Source organism: Nonomuraea sp. NPDC050310 (assembly GCF_040655795.1).
Classification (GTDB): Bacteria; Actinomycetota; Actinomycetes; order Streptosporangiales; family Streptosporangiaceae; genus Nonomuraea.
The window spans coordinates 244748-266882 of sequence record NZ_JBFAKP010000009.1; the positions used below are offsets into that span (position 1 = coordinate 244748).

The 22135-nt window shown below is 71.4% G+C and carries 24 protein-coding genes; 11 read left to right on the top strand and 13 right to left on the bottom strand.

Going from position 1 to position 22135, the window contains the following annotated elements:
* Nucleotides 1–8: 8 nt before the first annotated feature.
* Genes AB0I67_RS22920 through AB0I67_RS22935 form a run of 4 tightly spaced genes read left to right on the top strand, consistent with a single transcriptional unit; the run spans nt 9 to nt 4587 of the window.
* Entirely contained in the window at nt 9–977 is a 969-nt protein-coding gene (locus AB0I67_RS22920; RefSeq protein WP_357926920.1) for a hypothetical protein, read from the top strand.
* Between the two features lie 54 nt (nt 978–1031).
* Entirely contained in the window at nt 1032–2177 is a 1146-nt protein-coding gene (locus tag AB0I67_RS22925; RefSeq protein WP_357926923.1) for a sensor histidine kinase, read from the top strand.
* Nucleotides 2174–2929, top strand: a complete 756-nt coding sequence (locus AB0I67_RS22930; protein WP_357926927.1) for a hypothetical protein — start codon at nt 2174–2176, stop codon at nt 2927–2929. Before AB0I67_RS22925 ends, AB0I67_RS22930 begins: the two co-directional genes overlap by 4 nt.
* Before the next feature lie 20 nt (nt 2930–2949).
* The gene (locus AB0I67_RS22935) at nt 2950–4587 is read left to right on the top strand and encodes an acetolactate synthase (RefSeq protein WP_357926929.1); all 1638 of its coding nucleotides are present in this window, start codon (nt 2950–2952) and stop codon (nt 4585–4587) included.
* A gap of 31 nt (nt 4588–4618) precedes the next feature.
* Here AB0I67_RS22935 and AB0I67_RS22940 read toward each other — a convergent pair whose 3' ends face one another.
* Nucleotides 4619–6184 carry a serine/threonine protein kinase gene (locus AB0I67_RS22940; protein WP_357926933.1) on the bottom strand — a complete coding sequence of 522 codons (1566 nt, stop codon included), beginning with the start codon at nt 6182–6184 and terminating at the stop codon, nt 4619–4621.
* A gap of 217 nt (nt 6185–6401) precedes the next feature.
* Between AB0I67_RS22940 and AB0I67_RS22945 the strand changes: the two genes are divergently transcribed.
* Complete coding sequence (locus AB0I67_RS22945; protein ID WP_357926936.1) at nt 6402–6785, top strand: thioesterase family protein; 384 nt, start codon at nt 6402–6404, stop codon at nt 6783–6785.
* A gap of 12 nt (nt 6786–6797) precedes the next feature.
* Here AB0I67_RS22945 and AB0I67_RS22950 read toward each other — a convergent pair whose 3' ends face one another.
* Nucleotides 6798–7016 carry a biotin/lipoyl-binding carrier protein gene (locus AB0I67_RS22950; protein WP_357926939.1) on the bottom strand — a complete coding sequence of 73 codons (219 nt, stop codon included), beginning with the start codon at nt 7014–7016 and terminating at the stop codon, nt 6798–6800.
* Between the two features lie 47 nt (nt 7017–7063).
* On the opposite strand from AB0I67_RS22950, the gene AB0I67_RS22955 reads away from it, so the two are divergent.
* Entirely contained in the window at nt 7064–7555 is a 492-nt protein-coding gene (locus AB0I67_RS22955; RefSeq protein WP_357926942.1) for an AAA family ATPase, read from the top strand.
* 17 nt (nt 7556–7572) lie between these two features.
* Here the strand turns inward: AB0I67_RS22955 and AB0I67_RS22960 are convergent, their stop codons facing one another.
* The 4 genes from AB0I67_RS22960 to AB0I67_RS22975 form a co-directional block, all read right to left on the bottom strand.
* Entirely contained in the window at nt 7573–8838 is a 1266-nt protein-coding gene (locus AB0I67_RS22960; protein ID WP_357926945.1) for an HD domain-containing phosphohydrolase, read from the bottom strand.
* The gene (locus AB0I67_RS22965) at nt 8838–10160 is read right to left on the bottom strand and encodes an HD-GYP domain-containing protein (RefSeq protein ID WP_357926947.1); all 1323 of its coding nucleotides are present in this window, start codon (nt 10158–10160) and stop codon (nt 8838–8840) included. The genes AB0I67_RS22960 and AB0I67_RS22965 overlap by 1 nt, the downstream gene beginning before the upstream one ends.
* A gap of 221 nt (nt 10161–10381) precedes the next feature.
* Entirely contained in the window at nt 10382–10645 is a 264-nt protein-coding gene (rsrA, locus tag AB0I67_RS22970) for a mycothiol system anti-sigma-R factor (RefSeq protein WP_357926950.1), read from the bottom strand.
* Nucleotides 10642–11250 carry a sigma-70 family RNA polymerase sigma factor gene (locus tag AB0I67_RS22975; RefSeq protein ID WP_357926953.1) on the bottom strand — a complete coding sequence of 203 codons (609 nt, stop codon included), beginning with the start codon at nt 11248–11250 and terminating at the stop codon, nt 10642–10644. The genes rsrA and AB0I67_RS22975 overlap by 4 nt, the downstream gene beginning before the upstream one ends.
* 230 nt (nt 11251–11480) lie before the next feature.
* On the opposite strand from AB0I67_RS22975, the gene AB0I67_RS22980 reads away from it, so the two are divergent.
* Complete coding sequence (locus AB0I67_RS22980) at nt 11481–12212, top strand: methyltransferase domain-containing protein (protein WP_357926956.1); 732 nt, start codon at nt 11481–11483, stop codon at nt 12210–12212.
* Between the two features lie 16 nt (nt 12213–12228).
* Here the strand turns inward: AB0I67_RS22980 and AB0I67_RS22985 are convergent, their stop codons facing one another.
* A complete protein-coding gene (locus tag AB0I67_RS22985) occupies nt 12229–12561 on the bottom strand; it encodes a TraR/DksA C4-type zinc finger protein (protein ID WP_357926958.1) in 333 nt (110 codons plus the stop codon).
* A gap of 146 nt (nt 12562–12707) precedes the next feature.
* Nucleotides 12708–13454, bottom strand: coding sequence for an SOS response-associated peptidase (locus AB0I67_RS22990; protein ID WP_357926961.1), 747 nt, complete (start codon nt 13452–13454; stop codon nt 12708–12710).
* Between the two features lie 95 nt (nt 13455–13549).
* On the opposite strand from AB0I67_RS22990, the gene aroA reads away from it, so the two are divergent.
* On the top strand, nt 13550–14824 hold the full coding sequence (aroA, locus tag AB0I67_RS22995; RefSeq protein ID WP_357926963.1) for a 3-phosphoshikimate 1-carboxyvinyltransferase: 1275 nt from the start codon (nt 13550–13552) through the stop codon (nt 14822–14824).
* Nucleotides 14821–15870, top strand: a complete 1050-nt coding sequence (rsgA, locus tag AB0I67_RS23000) for a ribosome small subunit-dependent GTPase A (protein ID WP_357927020.1) — start codon at nt 14821–14823, stop codon at nt 15868–15870. Before aroA ends, rsgA begins: the two co-directional genes overlap by 4 nt.
* Before the next feature lie 7 nt (nt 15871–15877).
* Here rsgA and AB0I67_RS23005 read toward each other — a convergent pair whose 3' ends face one another.
* Complete coding sequence (locus tag AB0I67_RS23005; protein WP_357926965.1) at nt 15878–16321, bottom strand: DUF4442 domain-containing protein; 444 nt, start codon at nt 16319–16321, stop codon at nt 15878–15880.
* 76 nt (nt 16322–16397) lie between these two features.
* Between AB0I67_RS23005 and hisN the strand changes: the two genes are divergently transcribed.
* Nucleotides 16398–17192, top strand: a complete 795-nt coding sequence (hisN, locus tag AB0I67_RS23010) for a histidinol-phosphatase (protein ID WP_357926968.1) — start codon at nt 16398–16400, stop codon at nt 17190–17192.
* Here hisN and AB0I67_RS23015 read toward each other — a convergent pair.
* The 4 genes from AB0I67_RS23015 to AB0I67_RS23030 are packed head-to-tail and all read right to left on the bottom strand — an operon-like array spanning nt 17170 to nt 20968.
* Nucleotides 17170–19170, bottom strand: a complete 2001-nt coding sequence (locus AB0I67_RS23015) for a YhgE/Pip domain-containing protein (RefSeq protein ID WP_357926970.1) — start codon at nt 19168–19170, stop codon at nt 17170–17172. The two genes, hisN and AB0I67_RS23015, sit on opposite strands and share 23 nt — an antisense overlap.
* Nucleotides 19157–19759 (bottom strand): ATP-binding cassette domain-containing protein, encoded by a 603-nt coding sequence (locus tag AB0I67_RS23020; RefSeq protein ID WP_357926973.1) that lies wholly within the window; start codon nt 19757–19759, stop codon nt 19157–19159. Before AB0I67_RS23020 ends, AB0I67_RS23015 begins: the two co-directional genes overlap by 14 nt.
* 16 nt (nt 19760–19775) lie before the next feature.
* Nucleotides 19776–20537, bottom strand: coding sequence for a fructosamine kinase family protein (locus tag AB0I67_RS23025; RefSeq protein ID WP_357926976.1), 762 nt, complete (start codon nt 20535–20537; stop codon nt 19776–19778).
* Entirely contained in the window at nt 20534–20968 is a 435-nt protein-coding gene (locus AB0I67_RS23030) for a low molecular weight protein-tyrosine-phosphatase (RefSeq protein WP_357926979.1), read from the bottom strand. The genes AB0I67_RS23025 and AB0I67_RS23030 overlap by 4 nt, the downstream gene beginning before the upstream one ends.
* A 138-nt stretch (nt 20969–21106) precedes the next feature.
* Here AB0I67_RS23030 and AB0I67_RS23035 point away from each other — a divergent pair, with 138 nt between their 5' ends.
* Nucleotides 21107–22120: a PstS family phosphate ABC transporter substrate-binding protein gene (locus tag AB0I67_RS23035; RefSeq protein ID WP_357926982.1), complete on the top strand. Its 1014-nt coding sequence runs from the start codon at nt 21107–21109 to the stop codon at nt 22118–22120.
* Nucleotides 22121–22135 lie beyond the last annotated feature (15 nt).

A 22135-nucleotide genomic window follows, 5' to 3' on the forward strand; every position in this document is an offset into this window, starting at 1 on the left:
ATGCGAGCATGGCCAAGGCAATCGAACAACCGGTGCCGGGCATCACCGTGGGACACGGGCTCCTGGCCCGCGCCCGCGGCGCCGCGCAACCGCTGGACAAGGTCGTCCACGACGGCGACACCATCAACATCGCCGCCGACGGCAACTTCGGGGTGCGGCTGCTCGGCGTGGACGCGCCCGAGGTCAGCTTCGAGTTACCCCGCAACCCCGACTTCCCCGACGACCCGAAGAGCTTCGTCAAGATCGAGCACCCGGCCTGGACCCGCTTCCTGAGCGACCCGTTCGCCAAGGGCTACCCCGAGCTGAAGCTGCGCACCGCGCTGCACGCCGACCTGCTGGCCCGCCTCGGCCCCGACGCCGGGCCCAACCACGCCAGGCACTCCGTCCCGGCCACCGCCGCGCTGCGCGAGATGATGCGCCTCGACATCGAGGAGCAGGGGCTGACCGGCGAGACCTTCAAGCTCCGGCTGGCCTTCGCGCACGAGATCCTCGACCGGTACGGCCGGCTCCTGGCCTACGTGAACCGGGAGCAGAAGCTCAAGCCCCGCCCCGACCCCTACAACGAGCGCCTGCTGGCCGCCGGGCACGTCGTGCCGTACTTCATCTGGCCGAACGTCGACCCCTTCGTGCGCCAGGAGGGCCGGGTGTCGGACGCGGTGCCGCCGCCGGGCAGCGCCCTGCAGCTCGCCTCCGCCGGCGCGCTGGGGCGGGCTCGCGACGCCGTACAGCGGGCCAGGCAGGCCGGGCTCGGCCTGTGGGAACACGCGGGACCGCTCGCGATCCTCCCCTTCGAGCTGCGCTTCCTCGCCCAGCGCCGGGCGCCGGACCGCTACGTCATGGACCTGTCCGACAACGCGCGCGAGCTGCTGCACCCGCAGAGCTACTTCCGCGTCCCGCACCCGGAGGACCGGCTGTACGTCAACGCCGAGCACGCGCCGCTGTTCCGGGAGAAGGGGTGGTCCGTGCCCCCGCTGTGAAAGTGAAGCTAGCACCACCGACATCGCCGCCGCCGGATCCGTAGGGTCGAGGGCATGAACATCCCCCGTCGCGCCTGGCTGGACACGGCGCACGTGGTCACGGGGTTCGCGGTCGGCCTGCTCCTCGGCACGCTCGCGCTGCTGACCGTTCTCGTGCCGCGGCTGGCCACGCGGGCGGTGCCGTGGCTGACCCGCGTGCAGCGCTCCCGCTTCAGGGCCTTCCTGGGCGTCGAGATCCCGACGGCCGAGGTCGTCTCCCGGCGCCGCGACGGGCACTACTGGCGGCAGTTCGGCTACCACGTGCTCTCGCCGTTCTTCAGCATGGCCACCGGGCTGCTGATCTGCTTCTGCTGGGGCGCCGCGGTGGTGGGCCTGTTCGGCTTCCTGCACCAGTGGCTCCAGCCCGCGCCGTGGATCTTCCCGATCAACCTGCGCGACCCGGCGATCGCCGCCGCCTACACCGGCTCGGGCGTCGTGCTGCTGGTGCTGGGCGGCGTGCTGGCCCGCGCGATGGCCTCGCTCGACCTGGCCATCGCCCGCGGCCTGCTCGGGCCCAGCCACACCGAGCTGGGCCAGCGCATCGAGACCCTCACCGAGAGCCGCGCCGGCGTGGTGGACGCCGCCGACGCCGAGCGCCGCCGCATCGAGCGCGACCTGCACGACGGCGCGCAGCAACGCCTGGTGTCGCTGGCCATGAACCTCGGCATGGCCCGAGCCACCCTCACCGACCTGCCCGACCCGGCCCGCGACGCCATCGACCAGGCGCACGAGGAGGCCAAGCAGGCGCTCAAGGAACTGCGCGACCTGGTGCGCGGCCTGCACCCGGCCGTCCTCAACGACCAGGGCCTCGACGCGGCGCTCTCCGGCATCGCGGCCCGTGCCCCCGTGCCGGTCCGGCTCCGGGTCGACCTGCCGGTACGGCTCTCGCCGACCATCGAGGCGGTCGCCTTCTTCGTGGTCTCCGAGGCGCTGGCCAACGTGGCCAAGCACGCCAGGGCGACCGCCGTCGAGATCACCGTCCGGCTCGACCGGCAACTCCTGCACGTGAGCGTCTACGACGACGGCCGCGGCGGCGCGACGCTCGACTCCGGAACCGGTTTGCGCGGCCTGCGCCAGCGCGTGCACGCCGTGGACGGGACCTTCCTGCTGACCAGCCCGGTGGGCGGACCGACGATGATCACCGTGGAGTTGCCGGTATGAGAGGCCTCTGGTTGCTGGCGGGCAGCGTGCTGACCGTGCTCGTGCTCTTCCTGACCACCGCCGGGGCGTGGGCGCTGTTCGCCGACGCCGAGGCGCCCTCCGAGCGGAGCCAGTCGCGGCTCGCCTTCGACGGCTCCGCCCTGACCATCGACTCGCGAAGCGGCGCGGTGGAGCTGGAGATCGAGCGCGGCGCCCCCGGCCGGATCACCCTGGAGCGCACGGTCATCTGGCTCCGCGACAAGCCCGCCGTCCGCGAGAAGTGGGACGGCTCGACGCTCTCGCTCGGCGACGGGTGCGCCGAGGACGGCGAGTGCTCGGTGCACTACGTCGTGCGCATCCCGGTCGAGACCGACCTCGAAGCCACCACAGTCGGCAGCCTGCGGGTCCGCGAGCTCCACGGCGACCTCCGGCTCACCACCGAGAGCGGCTCGATCGACGTGGACCAGGCGTGGGGCTCCATCTGGGCCCGCAGCGCCGAGGGCTCGGTCGACCTGAGCGACCTGCTCAGCGACACCGTGGACGTCGAGGTGACCAGAGGACCGGTCACCATGCGCTTCGACAAGGCGCCCACGTCGGTCAAGGCCGTGGTGAAGGCCGGCGGCTGGCTGAACACCTGGCTGCCGCTGGGGCTCTCCTACGACGTCGAGGTGGAGGCGGTGGAGACGATGATCGACGTCACCCGGTCCGGCGACTCCCAGCGAAAGCTCAGCCTCATCAATCCCCATGGCTACGTCCAGGTGTGCTGCCGCTGACCGGTGGTAGTTTCCCGGGCATGAAGCATGCTGGCGATGCAGCCGTTGCCGTCTCCAAGGCCTACGGCGTCGAGACCATGTTCACCCTGTCCGGCGGGCACGTCTTCCCGTTGTACGACGGCGCGGTGCACGAGGGGATGCGGATCCTCGACGTGCGGCACGAGCAGAGCGCCGTCTTCGCCGCGGAAGCCACCGCCCGGCTGACCCGAAGGCCCGGGCTCGCGGTCCTCACCGCGGGCCCCGGCATCACCAACGGCGTCAGCGGGATCGCCACGGCCCACTTCAACGGCTCCCCCGTGGTCGTCATGGGCGGCCGGGCCCCGCAGTCGCGCTGGGGCAGCGGCGCCCTGCAGGAGATGGACCACCCGCCGCTGCTCGCCCCGATCACCAAGCTCGCCTTCACCTCCTCCGGCGCCGACGCCGCCGGCCAGGACGTCGAGACCGCCTTCCGCACGGCCAGCGCCCCGCACCGGGGCCCGGTCTTCCTCGACTTCCACATGGACCACCTGTTCTCCCCCGCCCCGGACTACCAGGCCGAGCCGCTCACCCCGTCCTCCCTGGAGCCCGACCCCGAGGCGGTCGCCGGCATCGCCCGGCTGCTGGCCGAGGCCGAGCGGCCGGTGCTGGTCCTGGGCTCCGACGTGTGGATGGACCGCGCCGAGGAGGCCGCCCGCGACTTCGCCGAGGCCTGGCGGCTGCCGGTCATCCCCAACGGCCAGGGCCGCGGCATCCTGCCCGCCGGGCACGAGCAGCTCGTCACCCGCGCCCGCGGCCTCGCCTTCGGCCAGGCCGACCTGGTCATCGTGGTCGGCACCCCGCTCGACTTCCGGCTCGGCTACGGCTGGTTCGGCGGCAAGGACGGCGCCCCGCTGGCCCGCGTCGTGCACATCACCGACGCGCCCTCCCAGCTCGCCACGCACATGACCCCCGCCGCCACCGCCGCGGGCGACCTGTCCCTGGTCTTCTGGAGTCTGGGTACGGCCTGCGGGGAGAACGGCGTCAAGCCCGACCGCTACGCGCCCTGGCTGTCGACCCTCGCCGCCGCCTCCGCCTCCGCGGTCGAGGCCGACGCCGAGCTGCTGGCCGCCGACACCGACCCGATCCATCCCATGCGCATCTACGGCGAGCTGAACAAGGTGCTGGCCGACGACGCCGTGGTCATCGGGGACGGCGGCGACTTCGTCTCCTACGCCGGCAAGTACGTCGAGCCTCGGCGGCCCGGCAACTGGCTCGACCCCGGGCCCTACGGCTGCCTGGGCACCGGGCTGGGCTACTCCATCGCCGCCCGGATCGCCCGGCCCTCCTCGCAGGTCGTGCTCCTGCTCGGCGACGGGGCCGCGGGCTTCTCGCTCATGGACGTGGACACGCTGGTACGGCACAAGCTGCCGGTGGTCATGATCTGCGGCAACAACGGGATCTGGGGGCTGGAGAAGCACCCCATGCAGATGTTGTACGGCTACGACGTCGCCGCGGAACTGCAGCCGCAGACCCGCTACGACCAGGTGGTCACCGCGCTCGGCGGAGGCGGGGAGCTGGTGACCTCCCCGGCCGAGATCGGCCCGGCGCTGCGGCGGGCCTTCGACTCGGGCGTGCCGTACCTGGTGAACATCGCGACCGACCCTGAGGTCGCCTACCCGCGGAACACCACCGGGGTGTGAGGGTTCAAGGGCGGGACGTCCCGCCCTTGCCTCACGACTTCGACGGTGACGGGGTGGGAGTGGGGGTGTTGATGCACGACATGTCACCCATCAGCACCACTTCCACGGCCTTGTTCACCGGGTGCGGCGTTCCGGGATCCGGGTAGACCGAGCCCACGACCAGGCACTCGCGGGGGAAATCGGGTTTCTCCTGGTTCTGACCGTTGATCTGCTTGAAGCCCGCCTTGTACAGCAGCTCCTTGGCCACCGACTCCTTCTTGCCCACGATGTCCGGGATCTTCGCCATCTTGACGCTCGGCGTGGGGCTCGGGGACTTCGTCGGCGTCGGCTTGGTGGTCGGCGGCTTGGTCGTCGGCGTCTCCGACGGCTCCTCCGACGGCTCCTCGGTCTCCTTGGGAGTCGAGGGCAGGATGGTGGGAGTCGGCGGACGGGTCGTTTTGGTGACCTTCGGCCCGGTCTTCGTCCTTGAAGGGCTGGGCGACTCGGTTGCCCGGACACTGGAGACCGTCGGCGAGGGGGCCGCCGTGGGCAGGATGGCCCCGCCCGTGATGGCGTAGGCCCCCGCGCCCACCCCCAGGAACGCGACAACCGCCACCCCGGCGACCAGCCCGCTCTTCCCCCGGCTCTTGGCGGCGGCCCGGCGTCCCCGGCGGGAGCCGGGAGCGGCAGCGCCCTGAGGCGTGGCGACGGTGGTGTTGTCCGGTCCGGCCGGCACGTCGGGGGGAGCCATGCTGGCCCCGGTGGTGACCGGGATGAAGTCGGTGATCTGCTGCCGCGCCCCGCCCTCCTGGACGACCTGGCGCGCGGCCTGGCTCATCGCGGCGGCGGTGGGGAACCGGCCGGCGGGGTCCTTGGACAACGCCCGCTCGACCAGGGCGCGCACGGGAGCGGGGATGTCCGGCGGAAGCGGCGGCGGGGTCTCGCGGATGTGCTTGAGCGCGATCGTGACCGCGCTCTCGCCGTCGAACGGCCGCATCCCGGCCAGGCACTCGTAGGCGACGACGCCGAGCGCGTAGATGTCCACCGCGGGCGTGACCGGCATGCCTTCGGCCTGCTCGGGCGCGCAGTAGGCGGCGGTGCCCAGCACCATGCCGGCGTCGGTCAGCCGGCTGGCGACCTCCTGCCGGGCGATGCCGAAGTCGGTGAGGACGAGCGTGCCGTCGCGCTGCACCAGCAGGTTGCCGGGCTTGACGTCGCGGTGCACGATGCCGCGGTCGTGGACGGCCTGCAGCGCGGAGGCGGCCTGGGCGATGAGCTCCATGGCCGGTTCGGGGGCGATGCGGCCCAGGCGGGCCAGCAGCCGGTCGAGCGGCTCGCCGTCCACGAACTTCATCACCAGGTAGACGGTGTCGCCGCTGACGCCGTAGTCGTAGACGTCGACCACGCCGGGGTGGTTGATCGTGGCCATGGCGCGGGCCTCGGCCTGGAAGCGGGCGGCGAATCCGGGGTCGGACATGCGGCCGGGGAGCAGCACCTTGACGGCGACGGTGCGGGCCAGGACCGTGTCCTCGCCTCGCCACACCTCGCCCATGCCACCGGCGCCGATGCGGGTGTCCAGGCGATATCGCCCCGCAAGCGTCGTTCCTTGGCCAGTCATGTCTCCCCCGCTACCCCACGCCTCTCACGCGTCCCCCGAACAATCCAACAAACAGGACTTTTATCGCAGCCGGGTAACACGGAGGTCACGGCAGGCAGAGTTTACGGCCTGCGTCCCTCATTCCTCTCCCGAAACAGCACAAGTCGCTTAAAAACCCTATCGCGTGAAGTCGCGCCCACGCAGGCACTTCCAAACCCACGCAAGTAGGCTGACGGCCATGACCCTCGCGCCCGGCCTCCACGCCTCGATGCTGATCATGGTCGAACGGGAGGACACCGCCCAGAAGGTGGGCAGCGGCGACGTGCCCGTGCTCGCCACCCCGCGCCTGCTGGCCCTGGCCGAGATGGCCACCTGCCAGGCCGTCCGCCGGCACCTGGAACGCGGCCAGACCACCGTGGGCACCCGGGTCGAGCTCGACCACCTGGCCGCCAGCCCGCTCGGCGCCCACGTCTCGATCAGCGCGAAGCTGACCGAGGTGGACGGCCGGCGGCTGGTCTTCAGCTTCGAGGCCCACCAGAACGAGCAGCTCGTGGGACGCGGCACGATCGAGCGGGCGGTCGTCGACCGCGAGCGGTTCCTGTCCCGGCTCAGCGACCGCTGACCTTCCACGGGATCACTCGATCACCGCGATGAGGTCACCCGCCTTGATCACATCGCCCGGGGCCACCCTGATCTGAGTCACCACCCCGCCCTCCCCCTCCTCCACCAGGACGGGGATCTCCATCTTCATCGACTCCAGGATGACCAGCGTGTCGCCCTCCGCGACCGTGTCCCCCTCCCGGACGACGACCTCTCCCACGCCGGCCACCATCTCCGCGCGCACCTCAGCCATGCGTTCCCCTCCTCAGTTGATCAGGACATGGTCCTAAACTGCCGCCCATGGCGACAACAGTCCTGGTCACCGGCATGTCGGGTACGGGCAAGTCCACCGCGCTCCACCACCTGGCCGCCCGGGGCCACGCCACGGTCGACACCGACTACGGGGACTGGACCCGTCCGGTGCCCCTGCCCGATGGCGGCACCGACTGGATCTGGCGCGAGGAGGCGATCCACGCCCTGCTCGACGGGCACACCACCGGCACTCTCTTCGTCGCGGGGTGCCGGTCCAACCAGGGGCGGTTCTATTCGCGCTTCGACCACGTCGTGCTGTTGAGCGCGCCGGCGGGGGTGCTGCTGGCCAGGATCGCCGCTCGCACCACCAACCCGTACGGCAAGCGTCCCGAGGAGCGGGAGGCGGTCCTGCGCGATCTGGAGAGCGTGGAGCCGTTGCTGAGGGCCACGGCGACGGCTGAGATCGACGCCACGGCGCCGATCGAGGAGGTCGTGCGCCGCCTGGAGGAAACGGCCGCCTGCCGTACAGACCGGCCCTGAGCAGACCGTGCCGGCCGTCAGAGGCGGTGGGCCGGGGTGAGGCGGTCGACGACTCGGGCCAGGGCCTCGATGACGTGCAGGTCGTACTCGCCACCCGCCCCCAGCCGGAGGCGTTCGAGCGCGGCCCCGGCACGGTCGCGATCGGTGGAACCGCCGACCAGGTCGTCGTAGCCGTTGGCGGCCTTGATGATCCGGCTCGACAGCGGCGGGTCGTCCTTGACCGGGTCGCACTGCCGCCGGACCAGCTCGGCCACCCGGTCGAGCACCCCGGTCTGCTTGATCACCGCCGCGCCCAGCTCGGCGATGCGGCGGGCCTGTCCGGGGTCGGTGAGCACGGTCGCGCCGCTGGGGATGGGGTCGCGCAGGGAGAGCTGCCCGATGTCGTGCATGAGGGCGGCGTACTCCAGCTCCAGCAGCTCCGGTTCGGCCATGCCGAGCTCGCGGCCGACGCTGACCGCCAGGCGGCTGACCCGGCGGGAGTGGCCGGGCTCGACGTAGCCGCCGACCTCGGTGACCCGCGACAGCGCCCGCACGGTCTGCAGGTAGGTGGCGCGGATGCCGGCGTACTTGCGGAAGGCGACCTGCGTGACCAGGAGCGGCGCGGCGAAGACGAGCAGGGCGACCATGTCCATGCTGTGCGTGGCCAGCGCCAGGAGCACCCCGGAGGCGGCCACGGCGGCGCCCAGCGGGAAGGCCATGTTGATCTCGTCCCGCACCGCGACCCGGAAGGCGGTGCGGACCTGCTCGGCGCGGAGCATCGCGGCGATGAGCACGTCGGCGAGCAACGTCAGCGCGATGAGCACGACCATGGCCCCGAGCGCCGGCCACCACTTGCCGTCCGGCCCCTGGGTGATCTCGAAGAGCGAGGGCGCCATCGGACGGAAGGCGAAGGCGAGCAACGCCCCGGTGAGCAGCCGGCGCGCCACGGCGTCGAGCCGCGGCGGGCGGCCGACCGCCAGGTGCGGGAGCGCCCCGGCGATCATGCCGACGGAGATCACCGCGACCACCTGGAAGGCGCTGTGCTGCAGCGGCGTGCCGCTCATGTCGAGCAGCAGGGTGTACCCCAGCGCGGCGGCGGCGCCGATCGGGGCCACCTCGCGGTTGCCCGGCATGGTCAGCCGCGCCAGCTCACCCACCGCGATCAGCGCGCCGAAGCCGAGGGCGACCTCGGGCTGCTGCAGGCCGACGGCGGCGGTGTGCGCGACCCCGGCCACGGCCAGGAGCCCGGCGGCCGCGATGAGGAGGAGCTGACCGGAGTCGAGCCCGCGCATGGGTGCGTTCATCAGGTGGTCAGTACCTCGATGGGCATGGTCGGGTCGTCGTGGTCCTTGGTGGCGGCCTCGGCGGTCTCCTCGGGCACCGCGGGGATCTGCCGCGGCGGCTGCCAGGGCTCGCGCTCCAGTGCCTTGATGAAGGCGGTCACGAGCACCGGGTCGAACTGGGTGCCCGCGCCCTTGCGCAACTCGTCGAGCGCCATCTCGACCGGCCGGGCGCCGCGGTAGGAGCGGACGGAGGTCATCGAGTCGAAGGCGTCGGCGACGGCGATGATCCGGGCGAACTCCGGGATCTCCTCGCCGGCCAGCCCCATCGGGTAGCCCTTGCCGTCGTGCCGCTCGTGGTGGTGCATGATCCCGGCGAAGGCCTCGTCGAGGAAGTCGATGCCGCGCACGATCTCCAGGCCGCGCATCGGGTGGAGCTGGATGGCCGCGTACTCCTCCTCGGTGAGGGGGCCGTCCTTCTGCAGCACCTTGGTCGGCACGCCGAGCTTGCCGACGTCGTGCAGCATGCCGGCGTAGCGGATCGCGCGCAGCCGCTCCATGCCCATGCCGACCTCCTGGGCGATCATGGTGGAGGCGAGCGAGACGCGGGTGCAGTGGCCGCGGGTGTAGTAGTCCTTGGTCTCCACGGCCTGGCACAGCGCGGCGATGGTGGCGTCGTAGGAGCGCTGTTGGGCGTGGTACTGGCCGAAGGCCCAGCGGGCCACGAAGAGCGGCAGCAGGACGAGCACGGCGGAGATCGACTGGACCGTCGCCCACAGGCCGGCGACCAGCAGGCCGAAGGTGCCGTAGCCGAGGTAGGACAGCAGGAACTGCAGCATGCCGCGCAGCGGCACCTCGCCCTTGGTGGCCAGCCGTACCATCGTGAGCGTCAGCACGATGTTGAGCGGCACGAACACGGCGGTGGCCGCGGCGTAGGGGCCGATCAGGTCGTCGAACTGGTGCACCTGCGGCACCCCGGCCCGCTGGCCGAGCGCCTCGTAGACCCAGCCCGCCGCGTAGCCGCAGATGGCGAACTGGGCCCCGTTGAACAGCCGTTTCACCAGCGGCAGGCCGGGCCGTACGCTGACCACCGCGGTCAGCCCGACGAGGGCCGCGCCCTCGGGGCCGATGAGCACCACGGCGGCCAGCGAGGCCGAGAAGCTCACGGAGACGGCGAACTGCTCCACGTTCAGCAGAGTCGGCATCGACTCGCAGACCAGGAAGAGCAGCGCCAGCACCAGCAGGATGTCCCAGTCGCCGGGCGCGCTGAAACGGCTGATGAGTACGGCCGCCGCCGCCAGGACGGCGACCAGGTAGACCCTTGCGGGCCACGGCAGTTCACGCATTGCGGCCCCTCCGGGGATCTCAGGTCCAGGAGACCCCTGGGGGCACCGCGCCACCGCCGTGCGTCACGAGTACCACGAGGACGGCAGCGACCAGCCATGCCTTGCACCACATGAGCAGCACGCTACAGAAAGCGGCCCGTGGAAGTGGGCAGAGTCTGGAATCGCAAGCAAAGCGTAATCAAGCCACTACCGGAGGCGACTTCCGGACCACCCGGATCCGGTCAGGCCAGCTCGGAGCGGACCCGGGCGATGCGCTCCAGAACCTTGGCGCGCAGATCGTCGGGCACGGGGTCGCAGCCGCAGTGCTTGGCGACCAGGGCCTTGACCGCCTTGTCCAGGTCGTACTCCTTCAGGCAGGGGCTGCACTCCTCGAGGTGCATCCGGATCTCGCCCGAGGAGCCCTCGTCGAGTTCGCCGTCGAGGTAGGAGTAGACCAGATCGAGAACCTCACGACAGTCCTTGTCGTGCGGGTCGCCACAGCTCATTTCGAGCCCCCCTCAGCCGGCGCCGCCGGGACCAGGCCGCGCTCGCGGGCGTAGTCTTCGAGAAGCGTCCGCAACTGCCTGCGGCCGCGGTGGAGCCTGGACATCACGGTGCCGATCGGGGTGCCCATGATGTCGGCGATCTCCTTGTAGGGGAATCCCTCGACGTCAGCCAGGTAGACGGCGATGCGGAACTCCTCGGGGAGCTCGGCCAGCGCGCTCTTGATGTCGCCGTCAGGGAGGTGTTCGAGCGCCTCGACCTCGGCCGACTTCAACCCGCCCGAGGTGTGGGACTCGGCGCGCGCGAGCTGCCAGTCCTCGATCTCCTCGGTGCCGGACTGCTTCGGCTCCCGCTGCTTCTTGCGGTAGCTGTTGATGAAGGTGTTGGTGAGGATCCGGTAGAGCCACGCCTTCAGGTTCGTTCCCTGCTGGAACTGGTGGAACGAGCCGAACGCCTTGGCGAACGTCTCCTGCACCAGATCCTCGGCGTCGGCCGGGTGCCGGGTCATCCGCAGCGCGGCCGAGTAGAGCTGGTCGAGGTACGGCATGACGTCGCGTTCGAACCGCTCGCTGCGCTGCTCCAGAGTCTCCGCGCCTGTCGCGGGCACCGGACCCACCCCCCTAAGATCATCGGTGGCCTGCTTAGGCGGAACACCGTACTCAAGGGAGGATACCCGTTCCTCCGGGTCGACCAATGTGAGCATGCTCGTTGCAACCCGCCCGCTCTCTCGTCTGTTCCCGCAAGATGGAAGGTGACGAACGACCCGGTGCGGGGAAAAACCATACGTACCGGCTGGTAGCCATTATGTGAACACCTCATGACCCCCTGGAGCCGCGTGTGCTGCCCATTCCGGCCGAGGAGCTGAACGGCTCAGGGACGCTCGGGCCGTACTGGACCTTTTACCGCGCCGTCGTCGCCGAGCAGTTGCACCGGTGGCTTCCGTCCCGGCCGTCGACGGTGCTCGACCTGTCCGGAGGCCGGGGCCGCTGGTCCGGGCAGGCGGCCCGAGCCGGGCACCGGGTGATCGAGGTGCTCGACTTCCGCCGCTCGGAACCGCGCCTGCGCGACACGCGCGTGTGCCAGGTGCGGGCCGACGACCTGGGCTTCCTGCCCGACGAGTCGGTGGACGCGGTGGTCGCCGAGGAGCGGGCCATGTCCATCGAGCTCATGGCCGAGTCGGCGATGAGCGACGTCGTGCGCGTGCTGCGGCCCGGCGGGCGGGTGCTGGTCTGCGTGGACTCGCTGGTGCTCGGCATGGCGATCCTGGCCGAGCAGGAGCGCTGGGACCACCTGCGGGTCGACGGCGAGGTCATGCTCGTGCCGTGGCCGGACGGCAGCATCACGCGCTGCTTCAGCAGCGGGCAGTTGCGCGAGCTGCTGGTGGAGGCCGGGCTGGAGGTGGACTGGGTACGGCCGCGCACCGTGCTGTCGCCCTCGACGGTGGACCACGTGCTGGCGTCCGACACCCGCGCGCTGGCCTGGCTGGTGCGCACCGAGCTCGACGCCCACCCGGACGACGACGACACGGTCGGCATCCATCTGGTGGCCAGCGCGACCAAGCTCGCCTGAGCTCCCGCCGGGCCGGCTAGCGGCGGCGCTCGCGCTTGGACTGGCACTGGACGCACCTGGCCGCCTCCGGGCGGGCCTCCAGCCGGCCTTCCGGCACCGGCTTGGCGCAGTCCACGCAGCACCCGTAGGTGCCCTCCTCCAGGCGCTTGAGCGCGTCCAGGACGGCTCTGCGCTGGGTGGCGGCCACCGTGAGCATGGCCTGGGCCCGGTCGTTGTCGGTCAGGTCGGAGCCCGCGTCGGCCGCCGACCTGTCCCGGACGGCCACCGGGTCCCCCCGGAGCACCGCGATCGATCTGTCGATGTCGGTGAGCATGCTCTCCAGCCGCTCACGAGCGGTCGCGAGATCCACGGGTCCGCACCTCCGGGAATGGGGGGTCCGCCCGGGAGCGCGGACCCCCCGGCGGTCCGGCCCGGTGCAGTTCAGGGGCGTAGGTAAGCGATGCGTATCGCTTTCCTCACCGGATGCCCAATTGGCGCGGTTCTTACACCGCCTGTTTAGAAAAGTGCCACTTCTTCTTCAGGCGGCAAGGGCTTGACGAGTTCTGGGCTGTTGTTCCGCACGTTGTTGACGTCGGTCGAGACCGGGTACACCGCCAGCCGTCCCGCGTCCGCCGGCACCAGCAGGCCGCTGACCGTCTTCGGGTCGGTGAGCTTCGGGTCGAGCCACTCCGCCCACTTCGCCGGCTCGATCATCATCGGCATCCTGTCGTGGATGCGCCCGGCCTCGTCCTCGCCGGTCGTGGTGATGACCGTGCAGGTCACCAGCCACTTCAGCGGGTCGTCGTCGTCGCGCGAGGGGTCCTTCCAAAACTCGTACAGCCCCGCCATCGCCAGCACCCCGCCGTCGGCCGGGTGGATGTAGTAGGGCTGTTTCTTCTTCTTGTCCCCTTCGACGGGCATCCACTCGAAGTAGCCGTCGGCCGGGAGCAGGCACCTGCGCTTGGCGAACGCCTGCCGGAAGGACGGCTTCTCCGCCACCGTCTCCAGCCTGGCGTTGATCATCTTCGAGCCGATCGACGGGTCCTTCGCCCAGACCGGGACCAGGCCCCACTTCACCACCTTGAGCTGGCGTACCGCCCGCTCGGCGTCCTTCGGCACCCGGCTCATCACCGCGTAGACCTTCTTGGTCGGCGCCACGTTGTAGTCGGGACCCAGCTCGGTCTCGGGGTCGTCGTCGAGCTCGACCTGGAACTCCTCCAGCAGCTCGTGCTTCTTCCGCGCTGACGCGTACCGTCCACACATATCCCCACACTGCCACGTCCCGCCTCCGCCCGTCAGGTGCGGGATCGGGGCGAGCGCGGGCGGCCCAGCCGTACCGCTGCCGATATTCTGGGCCCATGCCCGCTCCGCACTGGCCCGCACCGACGGCGACCGGCCCGGTCTCCGCGACCGTCCCGCTGCCCGGCTCCAAGTCGGTGACCAACCGCGCGCTGCTGCTCGCCGCGCTCGCCGACGGCCCAGGCGTCGTACGGCAGGCGCTCCGCAGCCGTGACGCCGACCTCATGGTCGAGGCGTTGCGCGCGCTCGGCGCCGAGCTCGTGCGCGACGGCGACGACTACCACGTCACCCCCGGCCCCCTCCGGGGCGGCGCCCGCATCGACGTCGGCCTGGCCGGCACCGTGATGCGCTTCGTGCCCCCCATGGCCGCGCTCGCCGACGGCGAGGTCTTCTTCGACGGCGACCCGGCCGCCCGCACCCGCCCGATGGGCCCGATCCTCAACGCGCTGCGCGCGCTCGGCGCCGAGGTCGACCGCGACTCGCTGCCGTTCACCATCCGCGGCCCGATCGAGGGCGGCGAGGTCACCATCGACGCCTCGGCCTCCTCGCAGCTCGTCTCCGGCCTGCTGCTCACCGCCGCGCGCTTCGCCAAGGGCGTCACCATCCGGCACGCCGGCCCGCCGGTCCCGTCGATGCCGCACATCGCCATGACGGTCCAGATGCTCCGCGCCGCGGGGGTCGACGTCGACGACAGCGTCCGTGACGTCTGGCGGGTCGAGCCCGGTCCCATCGCCTCGCGTGACCTCGTCGTCGAGCCCGACCTCTCCAACGCCGCGCCCTTCCTGGCCGCCGCGATGGTCGCCGGCGGTACGGTCACCATCCCCGACTGGCCCTTCGAGACCACCCAGCCCGGCGACGCGCTGCGCGACCTCCTCACCCGGATGGGCGCCACCGTCTCCCTCGACACCACCGGCCTCACCCTCGTCGGCGAGGGCCGCGTCGAGGGCATCGACGCCGACCTCCGCGACGTCGGCGAGCTCACCCCGACCATCGCCGCCCTCGCCGCGCTGGCCTCCTCCGAGAGCCGGCTGCGGGGCATCGCGCACCTTCGCGGCCACGAAACCGACCGGCTGGCCGCGCTGGTCACCGAGATCAACCGCCTGGGCGGCGACGCCGAGGAGACGGAGGACGGCCTCCTCATCCGCCCGCGCCCGTTGAGCGCCGGCCTGTTCCGCTCCTACGCCGACCACCGCATGGCCACCGCGGGCGCCGTCATCGGCCTGCGGGTCCCCGGCGTCGAGGTGGAGAACATCGCCACGACGGGTAAGACCCTCCCGGAGTTCCCACGCATGTGGGCCGCTCTGCTGGGGACCGATCGGGGAGCAGACCGCTGAAGCGGCGGCAGTACGACGAGGACGACGTCAGGGTCAGGCCGGGCAAGGGCTCCCGGCCCCGGACCCGGATCCGTCCTGCCCACGAGGACGCCACCGAGGGCTTCGTCGTGGCCGTCGACCGGGGCCGCTACACCTGCCTGGTGACCCAGCCCGCTCCCGCGAAGAAGCGCAAGGCGGAGTCCTCGGGCGACGGCACGTCCGCCGACCGGACCGTCATGGCCATGAAGGCGCGCGAGCTGGGCCGCAAGGGCATCGTGGTCGGCGACCGGGTGGCTCTCGTGGGCGACATCTCCGGCAAGCCCGACACCCTGGCCCGCATCGTCCGGGTCGAGGAGCGCCGTTCCATCCTGCGCCGCTCGGCCGACGACACCGACGACGGCATCGAGCGTCCCATCGTCGCCAACGCCGACCAGCTCGTCATCGTCACCGCCCTGGCCGACCCGCCGCCCAGGCCGCGCATGATCGACCGCATGCTGGTGGCGGCGTTCGACGCCGACATCGAGCCGCTGCTGTGCCTGACCAAGTCCGACCTCGCCCCGCCGGCCGAGCTCATCTCGCAGTACGCCACGCTCGACGTGCCCCACGTGGTGGTGCACAAGGGCGGCTCGCTCGACGAGCTCCGCGAGCATCTCGCCGGCCGTACCAGCGTCCTGGTGGGTCACTCGGGCGTGGGCAAGTCGACGCTGGTCAACGTCCTGGTCCCCGACGCCAACCGCGCGGTCTCCCACGTCAACGCGGTCACCGGCCGAGGCCGGCACACCTCCACCTCGGCCGTCGCGCTGCAGCTTCCCGAGGGCGGCTGGATCATCGACACGCCGGGCGTCCGCAGCTTCGGCCTGGCGCACGTGTCCCCCGAGACCGTGCTCGCGGCCTTCCCCGACCTCATCGAGGGCACGGTCAACTGCCCCAAGGGCTGCACCCACCTCAGCGCCGAGTGCGCGCTGGACGCCTGGGTCGCGACCACCCACGCCGACCCGGCGCGCCTCGTCTCCCTGCGGCGGCTGCTGGCCTCCCGCGACACCCGCGACCCAGACCTGACCTCCTGAGAAGGGCTCAGCGGTTGGGGCGGAGGGTCCAGCGGAAGGTCATCTCCGAGACCACGACCCCTTCGGCGTTGCGCACCTCGACCTCCACCGCGAACTCGGGCCGCTCCCCCGCGTCGAGCTGACCCACCACCGAGGCCCGGTCCACGAGCAGGCGGCCCTCGGCGACGACCTCGCCGAGCGCGAGCTTGCGGTAGCGGACGTCGGCCCCGGTCGTCAGCGGCACCGCCCGGGACAGCTCGTCGCCGAAGGCGGACAGCATGGCGGCGCCCGAAGCGCTCTCCGCGAGGGTGAACAGCGCCCCCGCGTGCGGCCCCGCCAGGTGGTTGTGCAGGTCGGGCCGGTCGGGCAGGCGGCAGACGGCCACGCCGTCGGCGACCTTGTCGAAGGTGATGCCGAGGTGCCGGGCGAAGGGCACGGTGTCGAGCAGGAAGGCGCCCACATCGAATGACATGGCCCCATGCTACTGGCGGGTAACCGGATGGACCGGTATAGGTAACCCACTCGCCCAGGCGATAGCGTGGCTCCTCGTGACGGGCTACAGCGACGATCTGCGTCTCGCGCATTACATGGCCGACGCCGCCGACGACCTGACCATGCGCCGCTTCAAGGCGGTGGACCTGAAGGTCGAGACCAAGCCGGACCTCACCCCGGTGAGCGACGCCGACCGGGCGGTCGAGGAGGCCATCCGCGGCACCCTGCGCCGGGCCAGGCCGAGGGACGCGGTGGTCGGCGAGGAGTTCGGCACCACCGGGTACGGCGCGCGGTCCTGGGTGATCGACCCGATCGACGGGACGAAGAACTACGTCCGCGGCGTCCCGGTGTGGGCGACGCTGATCGCGCTCATGGACCACGGCAAGGTGGTGGTGGGCCTGGTGTCCGCCCCCGCGCTGGGCCGGCGCTGGTGGGCGGCGAAGGACGGCGGCGCCTGGACCGGCAAGAGCCTGACCAAGGCCACCCGGATGAACGTGTCGAAGGTCGGCAAGCTGAGCGACGCCTCCTTCTCCTACTCCAGCCTGGGCGGCTGGGAGGAGCAGGGCCGGCTGGACAACTTCGTCGACCTGACCCGCAACTGCTGGCGGACCCGCGCCTACGGCGACTTCTGGTCGCACATGCTGGTCGCGGAGGGCACCGTGGACGCCGCGGCCGAGCCGGAGCTGTCGCCGTGGGACATCGCGGCGCTGACGGTCATCGTCGAGGAGGCGGGCGGCGTGTGGTCCGACCTGTCCGGCGGCAAGGGGCTCGACGGCGGCAGCCTGGTCTGCACCAACGGCCTGCTCCACGACGAGGTGCTGAGCCGGCTCACAGCTCCAGCGAAGGCTTGAGCCGTTCCATGGTCCACCGGCGCTGCATGATGACGACGAGCAACATCAGCGTCAGCGCCCCGGCCAGGAAGCCGCAGAGCAGGCCGACCGAGTGCCAGGTGATGTCCGGGTTGCCGCCGGAGATGGTGACCCGGAGCCCGGCGACGAGGTAGGTCATCGGCACCAGCGGGTGGATGGTCGCGAACGGCTCGGGCAACGTCTCGGGCGGGTAGAGGCCGCCGCAGGAGACGAGCTGCACCATCAGGAGCAGCAGCGCCACGGCGTCGCCCGCCGAGCCGAGGGCGATGCGAACGAGCTGGACGATGGCCACGAAGGTGGCGATGCCCAGCGACATCAGCCCGAGGGTCCCGGGCACGTTGACGGGGGCGAGTCCCAGCCCCTTGTCGACCACGAGGTAGAGCACCCCGGCCGCGACCTGCCCGAACCCCACCACCGGCAGCCACGCCGCCGCGGTGACCAGCGGCGAGGGCGCCCCGGAGGCCAGCGCCCGCTCGCTGACCGGCTTGAGCATGAGGAAGGCGACGATCCCGAAGACCCACAGGGCGATCGGGATGAAGAACGGCGCGAGCCCGCGCCCGTAGGCCCCGGCGGGGTGCAGGTTGTGCTTGCTGATCTCGACCGGATCCGCGAGCGTCGCGGCGTCGGAACGATCCAGCGAGGGGATCTTGGCCTTACCCTCCTCGATGCCGTCCACGAGCTGCTCGGTGCCGTCCTTGAGCTGGTCGAGCCCGCCGCTGAGCTGCCGGGTGCCGTCGAGGAGCGAGCCGACGCCCTGGTCGAGCCGGCCCGCGCCCTTGGCGACCAGCCGGGCGCCGTCGTCGAGCCGCTGGATGTCCCGGGCGCCGCGGGCGATCTTGCGCTGCAGGGCCGGCACCTCGCGCCGGAGCGCGGCGATGTCGGCGGCCACCCGCTTGACCTCCGCGTCGAGCTGGTCCGCCGCATCGGCGAGGCGAGCCGCCTCCAGGGCCAGGAAGTCGGCGAAGTCGAGCAGCGAGTCGATGATCGCGCTCATCGCGGGGGTGAGCCGGAAGTCCTCCGAGGCGTCCGGGTTGCTGGGCAGTCCGAGCTTCTTCTTCTCCTCGGCGATCCACCATGAGATCTCGTCGCACAGCTCGTGCAGGAGGTCGGAGACCGCCGCGGCGGCCCGTGCGATGCCGCGGGCGCCCTCGGCGCCGATCCCGGTGATCTTCGAGGCGAGCTGCGCGATGCGGTTGGCCCGATCGGCGAGGACCGGCAGCTTCCGCTGGGCGAGCGCGGCGAGCGGCTGGGCGATGGCGTTGAGCTTGTCGACGCCGTCGGCGACCTGCCGGGCGCCCGGCGCGAGTGCGGCGCTGCCGCGCTTGAGCGTCTCGGTGCCCTCCACCAGCTTCCGCCCGCCCTCGGCCGCGCTGCCCGCGCCCCGGTCGAGCTTGCGGGCGCCGTCCTCCAGCTCCTCGAAGCCCTTCTCCGCCTCCTCCAGCCCCTCGACGACCGCCTCGAAGTAGGTGGTGACCGCGGCCTCGTTGATCTGCGCCTGGAGCTTGGCCTGGACGGTCTCGGCCATCACCCCGACCAGGTAGTTGTTGCCGTCGTCGAGCTGGATGGACATCGCCGCCTGCTGCGGCGCCCCGTCCGCGCCGCTGCTGAGCTTCTCGCTGAAGTCGGGCGGCACGGTGATGATCACGTAGTAGCGGCCGTCGTGCTGCCCCCGGGCGGCCTCCTCGGCGGTGACGAAGTGCCACTGCAGGGTCGCGTCCTCCTTGAGCCGCTGGACGAAGTCCTCGCCGCCGGCGATCCGCTTGCCGTCCACGTAGACCGGCCGGTCCTCGTTGACCACGGCCACCGGCACCTGGTCGATCTTCTTGTACGGGTCCCAGTTCGACCACAGGTAGATGGCGCCGTACAGCAGGGGCACCACCAGCAGGAAGGCCAGCCCGGCCCGTTGCAGCGGCTTCCGGAAGCGCCGCAGCTCGAACAGGGCCAGGTCAAGGACGCGCACAGCGCACCCACCCGTCCGCCAGCGCGTACGCGGGCGCCTCCTCCACCGTCGAGGCCACGATCGTCGCCCCCGTGTCACACGCCCGGCGCAGGGCCTGCCACACCTCCCTCTGCCGCGCGCTCGCCGTGTTCTCGTGCACGTCGTCCAGCACGACGACCGGCTTGCCGGCCATCAGCCCCAGCGCCGCGCACAGCAGGGTGCGATCGGCCGCGTCCAGTTCCTCCACGGGCTCGCGCGCCGGAGCCCGCCAGCCCAGCGCCTCGCACGCGTCGTCGAAGGCGTGCGGCCCGACGCCCTCCAGCCACCGGCGCTCGCGCGCGTGCTCGCCCACCCGCAGCTCGGGCGTGAGGTCGATCGGCGGCCGCACCCGCGCGACGGCCACCTTCTTCCGTACGGCACGCGCCCCGTCGACGGTCAGCCGCCCGGTCGTCACCTTCATCCGCCCCGCCAGCGCGAGCAGGAAGCTCGACCGTCCCGAGTCGGACGGCCCGACGACGGCGACGAGGAAACCGGCCGGCGCGACGAGCGACAGGTCACGGAAGATCCAGCGGCCGTGCTTGCGCAGCCCGAGCCCTTCCGCTTCGATCACGTGACCATAGTGTCACTCAGAGTGCCAGAACCCTCGTAACCGCGCTGATCAGGCTCTCCCGGTAACCGCCCCCGAACAGCACCACATGCACCAGCAACGGGTGGAGCTGGTGCAACGGCACACGTTCCCGCCACCCGTCGGCCAGCGGCGCCACCTCCTGGTAGGCGGCCAGGATCCGGTCGAGGTGCGGCGCGCCGAACAACGCCAGCATCGCCAGGTCCGTCTCCCGATGGCCGCCGTGCGCCGCCGGGTCGATGAGCACGCCGCGCCCCCGCGACCACAACACGTTCCCGTTCCACAGGTCGCCGTGGATGCGGGCGGGCGGCTCCGCCACCGAGAGCTCGGGGAGGCGGTCGATGACCCGCTCGATCAGGCCCGTCTCCCGCGGGGACAGCTCCGCCTGCCGTACGAAGGGAAGAAGCCGTTGCTCGGCGTAGAACTCCGGCCAGGAGGAGGCGGCCGAGTTGTCCATGGGCAGCTCGGCGATGAAGCCCGGCCAGGGGGCCCCGAAGGAGGGCGCGCCGAGCAGGTGGGTGCGCGCGAGGTCGCGTCCGAAGCGCTCGGCCGCGGCGGGGGTGGGCGGCTCGGTGTCGACCCAGTCCACGGCGAGACTGCGTTCGTTCACAAAGGCGACATCAACCGCGATATCCCCCAGCCAGCGCAACCCCTCGGCCTCGGAGGTGAACAACGGGGAAACAGGACCCGACTTGACGAAGACCCTCCGGCCGCCGGGAAGGGTCTCCCGGCGGTGCTCGATGCCGCCTCGCCCCCCGCTCACCGGGCGGCGAGGTACTCGGCCAGCCCCCGCGAAGCCGCCTCGACCTGGCGCAACACCTCGTCGAAGCCGTCCTGCCCGCCGTAGTAGGGGTCGGGCACCTCGGCCCCCTCGGGAGCGTCCGGGTCGAAGGAGCGAAACAGCCGCGCCCCGGGCACCTTGCGCAGGTTGTCGCGGTCCATGACCAGCACCAGGTCGAACTCGCCCGGCCGGATCTGCCTGGCCCGATGCGCCGACCCGTCGTAGCCGCCGGCCTTCAGCGTGCTCAGCGCGCGCTCGTCCATCGGCTCGCCCTCGTGCCAGCCCCCGGTGCCCGCGCTCTCCACCTCGACGTCATGAATCCCCTGCTCAGCAAGGGTTTTGCGGAGGACGACCTCGGCCATCGGGGAGCGGCAGATGTTGCCCATGCAGACCAGAAGGATGCGATAGCTCATGACTTGGGATGGTATTCACGCACCCCGAGGCACGTCTTCCGCCATCGGTCATAGCTCGTTTCATTTCCGTTCACTTTGCCCGAGTTGTATCAGGGCGTAACGAAAAAGAGCATCTCAACACGGAGAAGGACACATACCGTGACCAGTGGACAGCGCCGCCTTCTTGGGGTGGCGACGGCAGCCCTCGTCGTTTCCCTTTCTGCGGCGGCCTGTGGCGGCGACGCCAAGCCTGACGCGGGGAGCACCTCCTCCGCCAGCGCCCCCGCCGAGGCGGGCAGCTCCGCCCCGGCCGCGGCCAGCGGCGAGATCAAGGTCGACGGCTCGAGCACGGTCGGCCCGCTGACCCAGGCCGCCGCCGAGATCTTCGGCGAGGAGCAGCCCAACGTGAAGATCGCGGTGGGCACCTCCGGCACCGGCGGTGGCTTCGAGAAGTTCTGCGCCGGCGAGACCGACATCTCCAACGCCTCCCGCGCCATCAAGGACGAGGAGAAGGCCGCCTGCGAGGCCAAGGGCATCAAGTTCACCGAGCTCACGGTGGCCACCGACGCGCTGACCGTGGTCGTGCCCAAGGAGAACACCTGGGCCACCTGCCTGACCACCGACCAGCTCAAGAAGATGTGGGAGCCGGCCGCCGAGGGCAAGGTCATGAGCTGGAAGGACGTGGACGCCAAGTTCCCGGACGAGCCGCTCAAGCTCTACGGCCCGGGCACCGACTCCGGCACCTTCGACTACTTCACCGACGAGATCAACGGTGAGGAAGGCGCGAGCCGCAAGGACTACAGCCCCTCCGAGAACGACAACGACATCGTCACCGGTGTCTCCGGCGCCAAGGGCGGCCTGGGCTACTTCGGCTTCACCTACTTCGAGGAGAACGCCGACAAGCTCAACGCGGTCCAGATCGACTCCGGCAAGGGCTGCGTCGCCCCGAGCGTCGAGACCGCCCAGAACGGCACCTACGCGCCGCTCGCCCGTCCGCTCTTCGTCTACCCGTCCGCCGCCGCCACCAAGCGGCCGGAGGTCGCGGCGTTCCTCGACTTCTACGCGAAGAACATCAACGTGATCGCCAAGGACGCCAAGTTCATCCCGCTCAACACCGAGCAGGAGACCAAGCTGAAGTCCGACCTGGAGGCCCTGAAGGGCCTGGCGGGCTGATGGCCGCACAGCACA